Annotated in this window: 16 protein-coding genes; 13 read left to right on the top strand and 3 right to left on the bottom strand. The window is 36.8% G+C overall.

Translation table 11 applies throughout. The annotated features are described in order from the left end of the window. Positions 1–350 precede the first annotated feature (350 nt). From E7L28_RS08090 to E7L28_RS08055, 8 genes are all read left to right on the top strand, one after another. Positions 351–596 (top strand): hypothetical protein, encoded by a 246-nt coding sequence (locus E7L28_RS08090; RefSeq protein ID WP_232054987.1) that lies wholly within the window; start codon positions 351–353, stop codon positions 594–596. A 176-nt stretch (positions 597–772) separates the two neighbouring features. Further along, positions 773–1024: a hypothetical protein gene (locus E7L28_RS08085; protein ID WP_316604067.1), complete on the top strand. Its 252-nt coding sequence runs from the start codon at positions 773–775 to the stop codon at positions 1022–1024. Positions 1025–1174: 150 nt separating this feature from the next. Then, positions 1175–1771 (top strand): hypothetical protein, encoded by a 597-nt coding sequence (locus E7L28_RS08080; protein ID WP_316604068.1) that lies wholly within the window; start codon positions 1175–1177, stop codon positions 1769–1771. Between the two features lie 193 nt (positions 1772–1964). Next, positions 1965–2228, top strand: a complete 264-nt coding sequence (locus E7L28_RS08075) for a hypothetical protein (RefSeq protein WP_229039608.1) — start codon at positions 1965–1967, stop codon at positions 2226–2228. 114 nt (positions 2229–2342) lie between these two features. Continuing rightward, positions 2343–3227, top strand: coding sequence for a hypothetical protein (locus tag E7L28_RS08070; protein WP_316604069.1), 885 nt, complete (start codon positions 2343–2345; stop codon positions 3225–3227). 15 nt (positions 3228–3242) lie between these two features. After that, entirely contained in the window at positions 3243–3521 is a 279-nt protein-coding gene (locus E7L28_RS08065) for a hypothetical protein (protein ID WP_316604070.1), read from the top strand. Positions 3522–3545: 24 nt separating this feature from the next. After that, on the top strand, positions 3546–3887 hold the full coding sequence (locus E7L28_RS08060; RefSeq protein WP_316604071.1) for a hypothetical protein: 342 nt from the start codon (positions 3546–3548) through the stop codon (positions 3885–3887). A gap of 172 nt (positions 3888–4059) precedes the next feature. Next, positions 4060–4539, top strand: coding sequence for a hypothetical protein (locus E7L28_RS08055; RefSeq protein WP_316604072.1), 480 nt, complete (start codon positions 4060–4062; stop codon positions 4537–4539). 153 nt (positions 4540–4692) lie between these two features. Here E7L28_RS08055 and E7L28_RS08050 read toward each other — a convergent pair whose 3' ends face one another. After that, positions 4693–6048 (bottom strand): class II fumarate hydratase, encoded by a 1356-nt coding sequence (locus E7L28_RS08050; RefSeq protein WP_316711584.1) that lies wholly within the window; start codon positions 6046–6048, stop codon positions 4693–4695. Between the two features lie 576 nt (positions 6049–6624). Here E7L28_RS08050 and E7L28_RS08045 point away from each other — a divergent pair. Together E7L28_RS08045 and E7L28_RS08040 are read left to right on the top strand one after the other, a co-directional pair. After that, complete coding sequence (locus E7L28_RS08045) at positions 6625–8703, top strand: OPT family oligopeptide transporter (RefSeq protein ID WP_316711583.1); 2079 nt, start codon at positions 6625–6627, stop codon at positions 8701–8703. 11 nt (positions 8704–8714) lie between these two features. Further along, the gene (locus E7L28_RS08040) at positions 8715–9560 is read left to right on the top strand and encodes a polysaccharide deacetylase family protein (RefSeq protein WP_004698216.1); all 846 of its coding nucleotides are present in this window, start codon (positions 8715–8717) and stop codon (positions 9558–9560) included. A 92-nt stretch (positions 9561–9652) separates the two neighbouring features. On the opposite strand, the gene E7L28_RS08035 is transcribed toward E7L28_RS08040, so the two are convergent. Beyond that, a complete protein-coding gene (locus E7L28_RS08035; protein ID WP_316711582.1) occupies positions 9653–11038 on the bottom strand; it encodes an S-layer homology domain-containing protein in 1386 nt (461 codons plus the stop codon). Positions 11039–11221: 183 nt separating this feature from the next. Continuing rightward, a complete protein-coding gene (locus E7L28_RS08030; protein ID WP_316711581.1) occupies positions 11222–12937 on the bottom strand; it encodes an S-layer homology domain-containing protein in 1716 nt (571 codons plus the stop codon). 523 nt (positions 12938–13460) lie between these two features. Between E7L28_RS08030 and E7L28_RS08025 the strand changes: the two genes are divergently transcribed. Genes E7L28_RS08025 through E7L28_RS08015 form a run of 3 tightly spaced genes read left to right on the top strand, consistent with a single transcriptional unit; the run spans position 13461 to position 16384 of the window. Further along, positions 13461–14198, top strand: a complete 738-nt coding sequence (locus E7L28_RS08025; protein WP_004694880.1) for a (Fe-S)-binding protein — start codon at positions 13461–13463, stop codon at positions 14196–14198. 12 nt (positions 14199–14210) lie between these two features. After that, complete coding sequence (locus E7L28_RS08020) at positions 14211–15656, top strand: LutB/LldF family L-lactate oxidation iron-sulfur protein (RefSeq protein WP_004694882.1); 1446 nt, start codon at positions 14211–14213, stop codon at positions 15654–15656. After that, positions 15656–16384, top strand: coding sequence for a LutC/YkgG family protein (locus E7L28_RS08015; RefSeq protein WP_316711580.1), 729 nt, complete (start codon positions 15656–15658; stop codon positions 16382–16384). Before E7L28_RS08020 ends, E7L28_RS08015 begins: the two co-directional genes overlap by 1 nt. Positions 16385–16496: the final 112 nt, after the last annotated feature.

The following is a 16496-nucleotide window of genomic DNA, read 5'->3' as shown; positions in this document are numbered from 1 at the left end:
CCTATGTTGAAATGTTGTGGTTGCCAGACCAACTCCATTCTAGCACTAGGAGGTTCTTTCCTTTTCTCTAAGAATTTTTGCTGACCCCCAGTTTAACTGGGGGTTTAGTCATGCCTATTCGGCGTACAACTAATTAACCTCTGCTATGATAGTATCCTAGCAGAGGTTATTGTATTTATTTATAAAATCCAGAGTTTAAATTAGAAATATCATTATTTCTAATGTTAAAATAAAAATGAAATATATGTTGCTCTTATCTTTGAGAAGAGTAAAGTACATTGTTTATTAAAGTATGATTATTATTGTATGTGCTGTAGATTTTTAGTAAAAATCAAAATTAGTGAGAGAAAATGAATAAACTAGAAGAGATAAGAGGTTATCTAGACATGAATGAAGAGATTGAATTTAGGTATAACGGTTTAGAGTGCTTTGTGACTCCAAATAATGTTGTTTGGGAATTTTGGATTAATGATGAATGTGTTATTAAAGAACCTGATTTAGATACCTTTTTAATGATACCTTGCTTAGAAGGCCACACAATTAGCGATATTTTTGCCAATGAGTTATATGATGAGAAATCTCTGTACATTTTTTAAACCCTTAGAGAAAGTATTATATGTATAATTGGTTTATATTCGATTAAGTAAATGACTTGAAAATGCCAAGCGTACTAATTAGTCTGTTGTGTTTAATATCAGTATTTATAAGGTGATTGGTAAATCCTTAAGGATAAGTATGTTTGACTAGAAAAATTAGGAAGGAGTAAACATCAATGAGTGGTTTAGATGTTTCTTTATATGACGAAGTTATTGAAGGCTTGAGATGTAACAGGGAGTTAGAACTATATTATAATGATTCCACATATGGGATTGTTACTTATGGTGCATTATGGCAACTATGGAAAAATAAGGATCTTTTAGATGAATGTAATGATTTTTTACCGTTATTAGAAAATCCAATAATAAATGGTAGGAGTTTAAAAGATATTATAGAGACGAAAGATTGTGGACTACTTTTAATGTAAAAATGATTGAATTATAATCTAATGAAACTATAGAAAGAATATAGATGATAGACTTAGAACCCATTAAACAGATAAAAAGTCCAAGTTCAGAAAATGTTATAATTTTTGCTTTGCGATGTGTAAATTATATGATTATAAATGATAAACTTAATGGTTTCATTGTTATGGACCTGGCGTGGAGAGAAGTTAATACCTATTCCTAATAATATTAAGGAATTCTATTTTTATCAATTATACGAATTTAGTGATGACATAATTTTAATGCGTACCAATAAAGGGATAGTATCTTTGTCATTGATTGATTATTCTGTTCATATTATAGATGAAATAGCCAAATATGATCAAAAATTTGCATACTTTGTTTATGAAAGTGAAATAAAAGAGTCCTTTCTTCATAATGGAAAATTAGTATGCTTAGATACAAATAATATTACGATATTAGATAATCTAAAAAAGATTCAGATTCAAAACCCTATTTCTGTTCCGTATTTTGACATATCTGTGACTGATAAATATGGTTTAGCTGTTGCAGAGAATCAATTACAGATTTTTAATCTCAATGGAGATATAAAAAGCAAGATATTATCATATAAAAGACCATGGTATGGTGGGAGAGCTGATATAGTTGAAAAAGATGATGGACTTCATCTATATGTAATAAGTCGTAATGATTTGGACGAATTAACAAGTCTTTCAGATTATTTAATGCCGTTTGATAAGATGCCTAATCATGTAGTGTTGTTATAAGATTTATATTTAGAAAGTCGTTTCTAGAAATGTCGGTTCTTTTACATCTGTTGCGGCAAGTGAGAGTGTGCTACAGATAAAATTAAATCTGATTAAAGAAGGATGTAGATAAGTAATGTATCAAGATCTGATTATAATATTGGGGATTATATTTCTCATATACAAACTTATTACGCATGAAGGTAAGCTTAGTATGGCTAGAGTTATTGCAACGTTTTCTATTATTGTCGGTTGTGGATTAGTATTGCTGAGTAAACTGATATCTCCATTTGTTTTACTATTTTGGTGGCTAATATGTATCGGGATTTCTTTGATAGGAATGTATTTTGTGCCAAGTAGTGAGAATTATGATGAGGATAAAACTCAAAAGCATCAAAAGCTATATAGAGGGGCTTTATACTCCTGGATATTTATGATAGCTTTATATATTTTTCTATATATTTTGATTTATTATTAGCTATATCCTTATTATTGAGCTAAGTATAATACCAATATAATATCAGGTGTATAAATCCACAAGGGAGACGCTAGCGTTAATATTCAAACACTGTAACGAGATATAAAAGATAGCTTGAATAAGCTTGATGAAATCTTTGATAACAAGAAAATTGAAGAACGTCAAGAATTATCTAAATTATTTGCAAAAGAAGCCTTTGGCCAATTACATAATTTGAATCCAACCTCTAAAGAAGGTAAAGTTGCAAAAGCGATAGCCCATGGCATAGTCGCTGAAGTATCTTCTCGTATGGCAGGGAATAAACCAGGTAGTGGTTTTTATGCTGGTGCTACCAATGAAGCATTAATTGGAGAAATTCAAAAAATTGCAAAAGAAAAACCTGATGTAGCTCAAACATTAAGTGCATTACTAGGTGCTGCTGTAAATGGTACTTTAGGTTATTCTCCTGTAACAGGTGCAGCTGAAGCACAATATGGGACTAAATGGAATCAATTGAGTGAGCATCAGATAGAGTCTTTAAGAATTGCAATTATTAGAAACCTTGATAATAATGGTAGTGTTGAAGAGTTAATAAGAATACTTGAAAATGGCGTAACTATAAGTTATATTCAAGAAGCTGAGAATCCTTCTCTTAGTAAAAATGTAGATGGAACTTATACTATTAAAGCTGAAGGTTATTTTTATGATGATGATATGTTTCTAGGGGTTAAAGGATTAGGAGCAAGGATAGTCAATAAGCTAGGCATAAATTATCATGTCACTCTTATGAATAAAGATGTATCATTAGGTACTACAATCATACTAGATGAAATGGCTACTTTGGCTAGAGCCAAATACAGTAATGGACCCAATAATGAAAGATTCATTTTTGTTGATACATCTGATAAAGTGAGTGTAATGCCTGTATCTGAATCTAAGTCTAAGTCTATATTTGTTTGGACTAAGGATGCCTTAGGCAAGTCTGTTGCTCAAAATGTATTATCTGAAGTAGCAAATTAACCATGGGTTGGATATGTGTATTATGCAGAGAACGCATCAAAAATTACTCGAACTGTAGCGAAAGTTGGAGGGCCTGTTTCAATAGGTTTCTTACTTAACGATATGCAAAATGATTACCAAATGTACAGAGGGCGTGAACTAGTAAAGGCTTGGGAAGCTAATTTGATTCCAGTAGCTACTGGATTAGGGGGTGGAGTTGTAGGAGGTAGTGCGGGCCCTGTAGGGCTTTTGCTGTTGGTGTTGCTGGAGCGTCATTTGGGGATTATTATAAGGATAGAATCAAATCTAATCTAATTTAAAAAAGGATATAGAGAAGTAATGCTTCAGGACTTAATTATAATAATAGGAATAATATTTTTTGTATACAAATTAATTACTCATGAAGGTAAGCTTTCATTAGCCAGAACTGTGGCAATGTTAGGTATGTCTATATGGCTTGGGTTAGGTTTGCTCCATGAAGTCGTTTCGATATTTGTATTATTCTTTTTGTCTTCAGTTGTTATGGGGATTTCTTTAATCGGAATGTATTATATACCTAGTAGTGAAAATTATGATGCGGTTGAAACACAAAAGCATCAAAAATTATTTAAAGGCGCCTTATACTCTTGGCTTTTTCTAGTAGCCTTATACATATATTTATATGTTTTAACCTATTATTAAATATTATACTTTTGCTTGGATTCGTTTAGCGTGAGTTTTTGCAAGTGGTAATCTAGAATTCGTGAGAAATCTGGATTTGGTATTAGACATGCGGATATTAAAAAATATTCTTATTACTATTCTAATTTTATTTCCTTTTTGTTGGTTCTATAATTTTGATTTAGACGGTACAATGAATTGGGCTTTAGGGAGATATGAATGGCCGTATCAATTTAATATGGCATTACGGGATAATTGGAAAAGAGTAGGAATAGAAGGTTATGTCTTTTCTTATGAAACACACTTTCCTTTTATATATGTTTATGGGGCTGGAGGGTTCACAAAAATATTGAATATTCCGTTTATAGGTTATATAGAGAAACTACCTAATGATAGTTTTTATAATCAAAAAGGATACGGTGAAAAGTTAAGTTATGCTGATGATACAATAGATGATATGAGAAAAGCCTATGATAGCACATTAGTTATTTATACATCATTTAATGATTTCTCTATACACGATCAAGAAATTTTTAGAAATATGGTAATAAATACAAAATCAAATGATTACAGGCCTCCATATAACACAAATGCTATTCAAGAAGGATATGTTAATATTATTAAAGTTTTCAAAGGGCTAGAAACTTTATTAGGTCAAAAAATTACAATCTAATTTTTTTAGTCTTATAAAACTCAAAAGAACGCTATAGTCTAATCTTCAGTAATAAGTAGTACTGAAGAATTCAAGACTATAGCGTCCTTTTATTTTCCGTTCATTTGAGGTATGAGAGGATGTTACAGATATGTCATAGAGGTGAGAGAGATTTTATTTCATGCGAACTGCTTCGGCAAATTCGTCTTCGGTCATGAGTTTTTCTTCTAAGATGATTTCTTTGATAGAGCAACCACGTTTGTACGCTTCTTTTACAACCTTAGCGCTTTTATCGTAGCCGATGTATGGTGTTAAGGATGTAGCAATCATGAGGGATTGTTCTACAAAGAAGTTGAGTTTTTCAGGTACGAATTCTACACCGTCGATACAGTGTGTTGTAAACGAGTTCATAGCATCTGCGAGAAGGCGACAGCTTTCAACAAAGTCATAGATCATGATAGGCATGTATACGTTTAATTGGAACGTACCGCTACCTGCACAGAGCGTCATAGTTGTATTGTGGCCGAATACTTGGGCGCATACCATAGTCAAAGCTTCACATTGAGTAGGATTTACCTTGCCTGGCATGATGGAGGAGCCCGGTTCGTTTTCAGGAAGATGCCATTCGCCGTAGCCACAGCGAGGGCCAGAGCCTAAGAAGCGCACATCGTTAGCGATTTTGAATAGGGTAGTCGCTAATGTGTTAAGTGCACCGTGAGCCATCATAAATGCATCTTTGAGAGCAAGTCCTTGGAATTTGTTATTCTTAACACGGAATGGAGCGCCTGTTACCTCTGGCAATACAGTTTCCATAACGTCTAGATAGCCTTTAGGCGTGTTCACACCTGTACCAACCGCAGTACCACCGAGTGCTACGTCGAGGAGGTGGTCAGCATTTTGAAGGAGCATAGTTTTGGCAGTTTTTAGGCCGTCCACAAAGGCGCTAATTTCTTGGTCTACCATGATGAAAGTAGCATCTTGTAGATGGGTACGACCAACTTTTTGCAAGCCTTTCCCTTTTTCTTGCAATTTTTCAAAGGATCCGATAAGGCCGTCCAATGCAGGAATTACGCGTTTTGTAATTTCAAAGTACGCACAAATATGCATTGCTGTAGGGAATGTATCGTTTGTACTTTGGCCGCGGTTTACATCGTCGTTAGGATGAAGGGGATTGGATTCATCTAACTGTTTAGCTCGGTGAGCGATGACTTCGTTCACATTCATGTTAGTTTGTGTGCCGGAGCCTGTTTGGAATACGGTTAACGGGAATTCTTCATCCCATTTGCCGTCCACGATTTCATCTACTACTTGAGCGATGAGTTTCGCTTTTTCCTCAGTTACTGCGCCACACTTTGCATTGGTTAAAGCACATGCTTTTTTTACAAGCGCAAGCGCTTTGATTTGTTCAATAGGGATGCGGTGGTCACCGATTTTAAAATTATTGAACGAGCGTTGCGTTTGAGGTCCGTAAATTCGTCTAGCGTCGACTTCGACTGGTCCCATTGAATCATATTCAATTCTTGTTTCCATAATGTTTACAACCTCCTTAAAAGACATGCCGACCCTACTGTCGGTACTTTAATTATATAAAATCCTGTATATTTGTACAGAATAAAAGAGAATGATTTCTATTTTCATATAATTGATAGGTGTATATGCATAATGCGCATATAAGAAAGGGGAAGTATATTGTGCTTTCCTTCTCTCCATACTTTATGATTTCAATCTATATGTAAGATTGATAATGCGTTATATGTAGAAAAATTATAAATTAAATATTTCATTTGGTGAATAATGAAAGGTCTATTCTTAGGGTAAACGATTAGGTATATATTAGCGTGGGGGTCCTCCAAAAACGACTTAGCGGCCCTGCGAAGCAGGGTGGGTGGCTTTGGAGGCTTTTGGAGGGCTACCACGCTTAATAAAGTGTTTTGGATACAGAATAGACCTTTCAAGATATTTGTGGGAAAACTTAAATTTATAATTTTCATATGTATACATTATAAATATCGCATATATATTGAAATCATCGCTTTAACACGATAAAATGGAAGTAGCTTAGTATATTGTTTTAAGTTTATGATTTCACAGAGGAGGTAAGTACTTATGAAACATGACTTTACGAGCCATGACCTTCATCTGCCGGAACTGACGTTACGTGGGATGCTACTTGGTGCATTGATTACTGTTATTTTTACAGCATCTAACGTATATCTCGGTTTGAAGGTAGGTTTGACATTCTCGTCATCCATTCCGGCAGCTATTATTTCAATGGCAATTTTACGGTTCTTCAAGGATTCTAATGTTCTTGAAAATAACATGGTACAAACGCAGGCTTCTGCGGCTGGTACATTGTCCGCCATTATCTTTATTTTGCCAGGTTTACTCATGCTTGGGTATTGGAATGGCTTTCCATTCTGGCAAACATTCTTGCTCTGTGCCTGTGGTGGCTCTCTAGGTGTATTATTTACCATTCCATTGCGTCGTGCCATGGTAGTGAATAGCGATCTACCATATCCTGAAGGTCGTGCAGCAGCAGAAATTTTGAAGGTTGGCTCTCACAATGGTGAACAAGGTCCTCAATCTAGCTCTGGTATGACAGACATCGTGTCCGGTGGCTTTGTAGCTGGTCTTATTAGCCTCTGTGCAAATGGTTTTAAGGTGCTTGGCGATAGTATGAGCTTCTGGATCCCTGTAGGTAGTAAAGGGATTACTCAAATTCCTTTGGGCTTCTCTACAGCGTTGTTAGGTGCTGGTTATCTTATCGGTATCGCCTCTGGTATCGCTATCCTCGTCGGTGTACTCATCGCATGGGCTGGCTTCGTGCCTTACTTCACTAATATGTTTGCTCCAGATGGCGGTGCTACTGCTAAGTTTGCGATAGCTATTTGGAAATCTAAAGTTCGTTTCATCGGTGCTGGTGCTATTGGTATTGCTGCGATTTGGACTTTGATTACCTTAATCAAACCTATCATCGAAGGTATGAAAATTTCTGTTAAATCTATGAATAGCAGTTCCGTAGAACGTGAATTGCATCGTATGGATACAGATATGAGTACAAAATCCGTTTTAGGTGTATTTATACTTATTCTTATTGGTTTAGTATTTACATTCTGGGATTTCGTATCTGTCGTACCTATTAGTGCAGGATTAATGTGGACACTCGTTGTAGTAGGTATCGTAGTAGCTTTATTGATTGGCTTCTTCGTAGCTGCAGCATGTGGCTATATGGCAGGCCTTATCGGTACATCTGCTTCTCCAATTTCTGGTATCGGTATTTTAGCGACTATTATTTCTTCCTTAGTTGTATACTTTATCGCAGCGGAAAATAATTTATTTGCTACACAAGAAGGTGTTCAGTTCGCTACTGCTATGGCTATCTTTATGACATCCGTAGTTATTGCGATTGCATCTATTTCTAATGATAATTTACAAGATTTGAAAACTGGCCAACTCGTTGGTGCTACACCTTGGCGTCAACAAATTGCCTTGTTACTTGGTTCTGTAGCCGGTGCCATTGCAATTGCTCCAGTTCTTAACTTGCTTTATCAAGCATACGGTTTCACAGGTGCGTTACCACGTGCTGAAATGGATCCAAACGCTGCATTATCGGCTCCTCAAGCGACTTTGATGACTACCATTGCGCAAGGTATCTTCAACTCTAGCATGGATTGGGATTATATCTTAATCGGCGTTGGCGTTGGTGTTGTGGCAATTATCGTCAACTTGATTCTCAAGAGCACAACTGCTACCTTAACATTGCCTCCATTGGCTGTTGGTATGGGTATTTATTTACCACCTACTTTAGAAGTACCACTTATTATTGGTTCTTTCATCAGCTACTTCGTAGGTCGTTATCTTGTAGCTCGTGCTAAAATGCGTGCCGGTGAGCTTGCTGACTACGATGTAGAGCAATCCAATCGCCGCGGTGTTCTCTTTGCTTCTGGTCTGATCGTTGGTGAAAGCTTGATTGGTGTAATCATAGCTGTTATTATTGTATTGTCTGTTACAACTGGTGGTGGGGAAGCTCCACTTGAATTAGTAGGTCCTGAATTTGAAAGCACAGCACAATGGTTAGGATTGCTTGCATTCATATTCGCTGGTCTCTATCTTGTTCGCCGTGTTGTTACACACAAGTTCAATAAAGAAGAAGCTCTTGCTATGAAAGCTGAGCAAGAACAATAAGAGGTTAAACAATGAAATTAAAACAGTCTGTACTCATCATTATGGCTGCTGCATTGCCAGTAGTCTCCTTCGCAGCAAGCGAAGTAATACCTGTAACGCAAGATACTGTAAATGTACAAGCAAATCAAACAAATGCGAAACGTGTAAATCGTAATGATTTAACATATCGTATTTCTAGTACTGCTACACCTGAGCAGAATCGTGCGTTGCGCTCTAAAGCGTCTAAAGTAGATCGTAATGCAGTTGAAGTGGTAGCTCCAAATGCGGACCGTTATATGGATCGTAAAGAGGTTGCTGTATCACCTGTGGAATCTACTACAGATCATTTGGATTTAGTATTCCCAGAGGTTAAATCTGTTAGCCCTGCGGTAGAAAAAGCAATCAATACGACCATCAAAAAGTATGTTTCTAAAATACAAAATGATGTAGAAAAGTTAAATGCTAAAGAATCTGATAAAACAAATGTAGTTATGTACTATGATGTTAAAACAGATAAAAACGGCATTTTCAGCGTATTGATTCATACGTATACAATGCGTGATCATGATGCCAATGGTGTAAACTATGTAAAAGGCTTCACATTTAACACCACAACAGGTCGACAATTGTCCTTGTACGATCTTGGTGGTCTTAATAAAAAAGAATTGGTGAATGCGATTAATAATAATCAAGATGTGAAAGATAAATTAGGTGGCGATGTAAATATCGATAAAATGCCTACTGAATTCTACACAACAGATGATTATTCCGTTGTAATGATCTTGCAACAAGACGTAGATTCAATCCATAGCGCAGGTACGGTATATGTACCAGTTGGTATCTTGCGTGACCGCGAAAATGATGTAACAAAAAAATAATCGAACTGTGTAAATTCGATTATGTGTGTATAGTAACAGCTGTTTAATTGTGAAAAGAACCGCTCCTAAGGGGGCGGTTCTTTTTTTCTATGTTATTGTTTGTCGTTATAATAGTTTACGCGCGGTGGTAATGGGAATTGAATATTTCCGTCTGACTTTGTAAGTGGTTCTGGTGGTAATTGTAAGAATACATTATCATGGAATTTCTTTTTAAATGCTTTCAATGTCGATTTTTGAATAGAATCAACGGTAATGAGAAGGGCACTCGTATCAGTATTTGGGGAAATGGAAAGGATCTTTCCTTGAGGTTCTTTTTGTTGGTAAAGGGCAATGGCATCGGATTGATACTCCTCTAGTTGGGCCTGATTTAATTTACCTTTTGATACGACTACAGTTCTATCTAGCTGTGGATCATGAGCTTCTGTAATTGCTTTGGAGACGAGGTCAGTTTTCTTTTGATCCGTTAAAGATGCATGTAATTGGCCTGCCTCCCAGAAGAGGGCCCCGTCTTGACGGAATTTGGTGAAATCATTGCCATAACCTAATGCTTTGTCGATGATATTAGCTGTTTTATTTTCTACTTGTTGCTTGAGCAATGTGTTGTGGAAGGCAAGTGCTTGTTCTGTTTGTGTCATGCGATACGCAATTTCCGCTGCTTCTGCACGAGTTACATATTTTTCAGGGTTAAACAATGTACCTGGAGCGTAGTTTGTGAACCCAAGATAGGCAAGTTCACGAACGGAATCTTGTGCCCAAGGAGCCACGAATTTTTGGTCTCCATAGGCTATATTATCAAGAACTGTTGGGTCTTCAGTGGTATATCCTAAGTAATGGATATAGTTATCTGCTACTACCGCAAACTCTTGGCGGGACATATATTTTTCTGGTTTATATGTGTCATCACCATATCCGCTGATGATATTCTTGCGAGCTACAGATTCAATAGCAAGAGCAGACCAACGGTCAGATGTAATATCTTTAAATTTACTTGATAAAAAGGCGGCCGTACCATCATCCGTGATATTGTTGAAGAGAGCTGCTACTTCTTCACGTGTCATAGGTTGGTTAGGTCGGAATGTACCATCGGAATACCCCTTCATTAGGTTTGCTTTTGTTACAGTGCTAATCGAGTTAGCCGCCCAAAAATCACTAGGCACATCTGTAAAGATGTGGGCGCGGATTTTTTGAATATCTTGAGGTGTACCAATAGAGGTGTTTACAATTGCAGGTGATGCAGTATTAGTAGATTTAATTTTAGCTGTTTCGATTTTGGTTGTTTCCGTTTTAGTAACATCCATTTTAGCTACTTCTGTTTTAGCTACATCTGCTCTAGTAGTTTCCATTTTAGTGGCTTCAACAGTAGTTGCAGGAGCATGAGTTGTAGTGGTTGTGTTTGCAGAAGCAAAACCAAGGCCTGTTGTAGTCAATAATGTGCCGAGTACGAGGGCACGTAATGCGTGAGGGGTATTCTTGTACATAAAAATCCTTCCTAATCATGGTAAAGGCTAGTGCTTGATAGCCGTAGAATATAAACTTTCACCAGCATAAAAAGCTATATCCGTCGCATCATAGTTAATTAGTTGGCATGCATTGTGATATACAACAAAGCAGCGTAGTACTATTGAGTATACGCTGCCTTGGCTGGTTAAGTGTAACGCCGATTAGCGTTTTACTGTCATTTTTACTTTGGAACCGAATAATTTAGAGATCCCTTGTTGTGTTTCTTTAGATGCTGTAGATACAACTGCGTAAAGTTGGTTATTTTCTACATCAGGGAATGTAGCTAGAATTGTACCTGCTTTTTCATTTTTGTTGTAGTAGTTGCGGAAGTTTGTATCAATTGCATCGTATTCAGCTTGGCTGTACTGGGAAGATTCAACTACAACATAGTTATTTACAGTGGAATCACCACGGTTTGCAAGGTTAGCTTTTACTGTGGAAATATCGCTGTCTGTTTTTAAAGCTACGTGTAATTGGTTGTCACGCCAGTACATTACGCCATAATTTTGGAATGCATCTTCTGTTTTGTAAGTTTTATTTAATTCAGAAAATACTTTGTCTTCTAATGCAGCTTGTTGTTTTTGATCAAGTGCTTTTAGTGTGCTGCGACGAACAGGGCGAACTGTGTGAGTAGGCTCAGCTTTTTCCGCTACTGTAGCATCTTTATTGCCTTTTACGTCTTTTTCAACTTTTTTTGCATCAGATTTTACAGCTTTATCAGCTTTAGCTACATCTTTTTTAGCGTCTTTACTTACTTTAGATGTATCTTTCTCTAATGCTGTATCAGCTTTTTTGGCATCTTCTTTTACAGTTGTTTCAGCTTTAGCTTCAGTTGTACTGTGTTTCGGTGTTGCAAGGCCAGCACCATTAAGCATGCGGTTCAAGATTGTTGCCGCTTGTGCTCTTGTTACAGGTTGTTTAGGGTTAAAGTTTTCTGTTGCCCCAGATGCTACGATGCCACGTTGAGCTATGTATTGGATATCTGCCAAGTAAGCAGAGGAGATGCTAGCTTCGTCTTTAAATGTTACTTTTTCTGCTTTTACAGGTGTAGAAAGATTTAATTTTTTAGCTAGGCTAGCGGCGGATGCAACGAATTGTTCGCGGTCCATAGTTTTGCTAGGTGTGAAAGCTGTTTTAGATGTGCCTTCCATTACGCCTGCAGCACTAACTAATTTGATAGCAGAGCTAGACCAACGATCTGCTTCCACGTCAGAGTAGGAGGTAGAGGATTCTTTTGTTGCAATCTCCGCTAATTCTTGTTCGTTTAAGTTGTGTTGTAGCACTTTGCCATAAATAGCAGCTGCTTGCTCACGAGTAATTTGTGCACTAGGTTTGAATGTATTATCAGCATAACCAGAAAGGTAACCGGCTTGTGTCATTGCTTGGATAGCATCGCGAGCCCAGTTATCTTTTGTGTCGGGGTATATACCAGCAGGTAAGTTTTCTTTAGCTTTTACAGCTTTTTTACCTTCTACCTTTACAGCATCTTCTTTTACATCATTTTTTACAGAAGTATCAATGCGTTTAACGTCATTTTTTACAGAAGTGTTAACGCGTTTACCATCGTTTTTTACGGATGTATCAGTGCGTTTAGCAGCGTTTTTAGCAGATGCATCAGCATGTTTTGCATCACGTTTTACAACTGTGCTACCATGTTTAGCATCATTTTTTACGGATGTATCAATACGTTTAGTATCGTTTTTAACAGATGTATCAACACGGTGTTCATCCGCTTTAGCAGAAACTTCAGCTCTAGTAGCCACATTAGATACTTCAGATTTTATATGAGTCGCAGTTGTTTCAGCGTGAGCCATGCTGAATGTAGAGCCAAGGGCCAATGTAATTGCTAAAGACAAAGATAATTTATTTAGTTTCATGAAAAGGGCTCCTTTCAAACTATACTTATATAAAATAAATTATAACACTTTTTAAATTTATACACTACTATAAGAAAATGTAATATATAAGGATAAAACTTACATGAATTTGAAAAATTAAGTTTGATTATATAAATATAGAATGAAATATAGATAAAAGTTGATTTTCTAGTAGTTAAAAATGCAAAATGATAAACATTCGCAAAATCTAGATTTTATGGGGCTTTTACAAGAAAAAATGATAAATGAAATAATAGATGTGATAAAATTCAATGTTTGCTATTACAAAAAATCATAACGATATAAGAAATAAAAGGGTACATACGAATATAGCAATTCTTTGGACAATATCTACATGATTAATTTATAATTATAGCGATGAGCTTTTGAATATTTATTTGAAAGCATAAGTAATGTTCAGGGCAGAAATTTAGTCGAAAAATTCACTACTAAAAATTGCCATAACACATACATATCAAAATTTTTTATTAGGTTAAGTACTAGAAAAGACGAGGAAGATAATATGAAAATTCATCTTTTCCAACAGTGTTTGATTGACATGTTCTACCCTCATGTAGGTATGGCTGGTGTAGAAGTACTTGAAAGATTAGGTTGTGAGCTTGTAGTACCTAAGAAACAAGTATGCTGTGGACAAATGTTTACTAACTCCGGTTACAATGACGCAGCTATGGATGCAATTAAGAATACAATCGAATGCTTTGAGAACGCTGAATATGTAGTCAGCATGTCCGGTTCTTGCGCTTTTGCAATCCGCGATGAATATCATCATTTCTTAAAAGATCAACCAGAGTGGTTGGCGCGCGCAGAAAAATTGAGTGGTAAAATTTACGAATTCACTCAATTTATTACTGACGTATTAGGTGTTGAAGATGTAGGGGCTCGTTTCAACGAATCCGTAACATACCATACATCTTGCCACGTAACTCGTTTGATGGGCATTAAAGAGCCTCCTTTCAAACTCCTTAAAAACGTTAAAGATATCAACTTGATTGAATTACCACGTGCAGATCGTTGCTGTGGTTTCGGCGGTACTTTCTCAGTTAAAAATCCTGAAATCAGTGAAGTTATGACACGCGAAAAAGCATTGGAAATTGCTGGCACAGGTGCCAACGTTATCTCCGGTTCTGACCAAGCGTGCTTGATGAACATCGCTGGTATGCTTGATCGTCTTCATAAAGAAGGCGAAATTGATCGCCGTATCAAAGTTATGCATATTGCTGAAATCTTAAACTGCCGTTAAGGAGGAGACGACATGGCACTTATATATGACAATCGCCCCTATAAAACACGTATAAAAGAATGTTTGGCTGACGATTTCAAAGTTGCAGCTATTAAAAAAGCACAAGACGTGTTTTATGATAAACGTAATACAGTAGTTGCGGATGTTCCTGAATGGTTAGATTTCCGCGCTGAAGCGGCTAAAATTCGCGATCACGTACTTAACAACTTGGATTACTATGTAAGTCAATTTGCTGACAACGCTGAAAAAGCTGGTTCTAAAGTTCACTTTGCGTTCGATGACAAAGAAGCAACTCAAATTGCATTAGATATCCTTCGCCAACGCGAAGCAAAAATGATCGTTAAATCCAAAACTATCTTAACTGAAGAAATTGGTTTGAACGAAGTGTTAGAAGAAGCTGGTATTGAAGTTAACGAAACTGACTTGGCTGAATTTATTTTGCAAACTGCAGTAAGTCCCCCATCTCACATCGTAGTACCAGGTCTTCACTTTGAACGTAACAAAATCCGCGAAATTTTCGCTGAAAAATTAGGTTATACAGGAACTGAAAACCCTACGGAAATGACTCACTTTGTACGCGGTTATGTACGTGAGCGCTTCTTAAAAGCTGATGTAGGTGTTAACGGCTGTAACTTTGCAGTTGCTGAATCTGGTACATGTACAATCGTTTCCAACGAAGGTAACGGTCGTATGGCTAGTTCTATTCCTAAGACTCAATTGATCTTCTTAGGTACAGAACGTATTGTTCCTGATTTTAAAGCTCTTGATGTTATGATGGAAATGTTGAACCGTTCTGCAGTAGGTTCTAAAATTTCTAACTACTTCTCCATGATGACTGGCCCTGCGCGTCCTGGTGAAGCTGATGGTCCTGAAGAAACTCATATCATTATTATCGATAACGGACGCTCTGGCATCTTGGGTGGGACATTCCAAGAAATGTTACGTTGTATCCGTTGTGGCGCATGCATGAATATTTGTCCTGTATACCGTCACGTTTCCGGTCATGGATATGGTTCTGTATATCCAGGTCCAATGGGTGCTGTATTGACTCCATTATTCAAAGGTTACGATGTAGCCGGCGATCTTCCATATGCTTCTACATTATGCGGTGCATGTACAGAGAACTGTCCAGTAGCTATTCCATTGCATGAATTGTTGATGGAGCACCGTCATATCATGGCTGATATTGAAAAGACTCGTCCAAAAGCAGAAGAAGCTATCTTCACAGCAGCTGCTAAGATGTTCGGTAATGCAACATTATTTGATCTTGGCACAAAAGCTGGTGCTATCGGCATGAACTTAATTAGTAATAAAGAAGGTAACATGCCTGAATGGACTCAAGCTATTCCAGTTATGAACGGTTGGACTAAGTCTAAAGAGTTGGGTTCCTTGAAATTCAAGAAATTCCGTGATTTATATGCTGAACATGAAAAGAACAAGAAGAAGGAGAAAAAATAATGGATGTAGCTAAACGTAATCAATTTATTGCACGTTTATCTCGTGCATTAGGCCGTGATCAAGAAATGTGCCCTGCTTTTGTAGAAGGCTTTGATTATAGCCATGGTCCTCAAGAAACTATGTTCCAAGATTTGAATCGCGATCAAATTTTGACAATGTTTAAGGAACAATGTCAACGTGTTGGTACAAAATTCGTTGAAACTACACCTGACAAACTAGGTGAAACAATTTTGGCAGCTATTGACGACTGGGGAAACGGTAAAATTGTATTCCCAAGCTCTCCTGAAGTAGAAGAATATAAATTAAAAGAATTGTTCGAACAAGATGCAGCTAATAATGGCGGCACTCGTACATACTTCCAATGGGATCCAGCTAAAGGTCGTGAAGAATGTATTTCTAATACTGCTAATGCTGATATTGGTATTACATTCCCATACTGCGGTATTGCGGAAACTGCTACTGTAGTACAAGCTTCTGGTGAGGATTCTGGCCGTGTGATTAGTTTGTTGCCTACAACACATATTGCTGTGTTGTATACTGACACAATTAATCCTCGCATGACACAAACAATGGAACATTTGGCTGAACGGTATTATAACGATCCAGCTAAGTTCCCTACAAATATCTGCTTGATTTCTGGTCCATCCCGTACGGCGGATATCGAATTGGTAACTGTAGATGGTGCTCATGGTCCTATCCAAGTAACCTATATCTTAGTTAATAGATAATATAATAGCTAGATTTACTAAAGGCGATTTTCTTTTAGAAAATCGCTTTTTTGGTGCATATATTACAGAATACATTAAATGTTACCAGAAATTAAATATTATACTTGTATTT

Origin of the sequence: Veillonella parvula (assembly GCF_032575955.1) — a bacterium.
Taxonomy (GTDB): Bacteria; Bacillota; Negativicutes; order Veillonellales; family Veillonellaceae; genus Veillonella; species Veillonella parvula_J.
This window is presented reverse-complemented; position numbering and strand designations above follow the sequence as displayed.

What these genes read in the sequence shown, in the direction of transcription:
- E7L28_RS08035 (WP_316711582.1), bottom strand. Translation starts at nt 11,038, where the DNA reads ATGTACAAGAATACCCCTCACGCATTACGTGCCCTCGTACTCGGCACA.
- E7L28_RS08060 (WP_316604071.1), top strand. Translation starts at nt 3,546, where the DNA reads ATGCTTCAGGACTTAATTATAATAATAGGAATAATATTTTTTGTATAC.
- E7L28_RS08030 (WP_316711581.1), bottom strand. Translation starts at nt 12,937, where the DNA reads ATGAAACTAAATAAATTATCTTTGTCTTTAGCAATTACATTGGCCCTT.
- E7L28_RS08040 (WP_004698216.1), top strand. Translation starts at nt 8,715, where the DNA reads ATGAAATTAAAACAGTCTGTACTCATCATTATGGCTGCTGCATTGCCA.
- E7L28_RS08055 (WP_316604072.1), top strand. Translation starts at nt 4,060, where the DNA reads ATGAATTGGGCTTTAGGGAGATATGAATGGCCGTATCAATTTAATATG.
- E7L28_RS08085 (WP_316604067.1), top strand. Translation starts at nt 773, where the DNA reads ATGAGTGGTTTAGATGTTTCTTTATATGACGAAGTTATTGAAGGCTTG.
- E7L28_RS08080 (WP_316604068.1), top strand. Translation starts at nt 1,175, where the DNA reads ATGGTTTCATTGTTATGGACCTGGCGTGGAGAGAAGTTAATACCTATT.
- E7L28_RS08015 (WP_316711580.1), top strand. Translation starts at nt 15,656, where the DNA reads ATGGATGTAGCTAAACGTAATCAATTTATTGCACGTTTATCTCGTGCA.
- E7L28_RS08050 (WP_316711584.1), bottom strand. Translation starts at nt 6,048, where the DNA reads ATGGAAACAAGAATTGAATATGATTCAATGGGACCAGTCGAAGTCGAC.
- E7L28_RS08075 (WP_229039608.1), top strand. Translation starts at nt 1,965, where the DNA reads ATGGCTAGAGTTATTGCAACGTTTTCTATTATTGTCGGTTGTGGATTA.
- E7L28_RS08090 (WP_232054987.1), top strand. Translation starts at nt 351, where the DNA reads ATGAATAAACTAGAAGAGATAAGAGGTTATCTAGACATGAATGAAGAG.
- E7L28_RS08025 (WP_004694880.1), top strand. Translation starts at nt 13,461, where the DNA reads ATGAAAATTCATCTTTTCCAACAGTGTTTGATTGACATGTTCTACCCT.
- E7L28_RS08020 (WP_004694882.1), top strand. Translation starts at nt 14,211, where the DNA reads ATGGCACTTATATATGACAATCGCCCCTATAAAACACGTATAAAAGAA.
- E7L28_RS08045 (WP_316711583.1), top strand. Translation starts at nt 6,625, where the DNA reads ATGAAACATGACTTTACGAGCCATGACCTTCATCTGCCGGAACTGACG.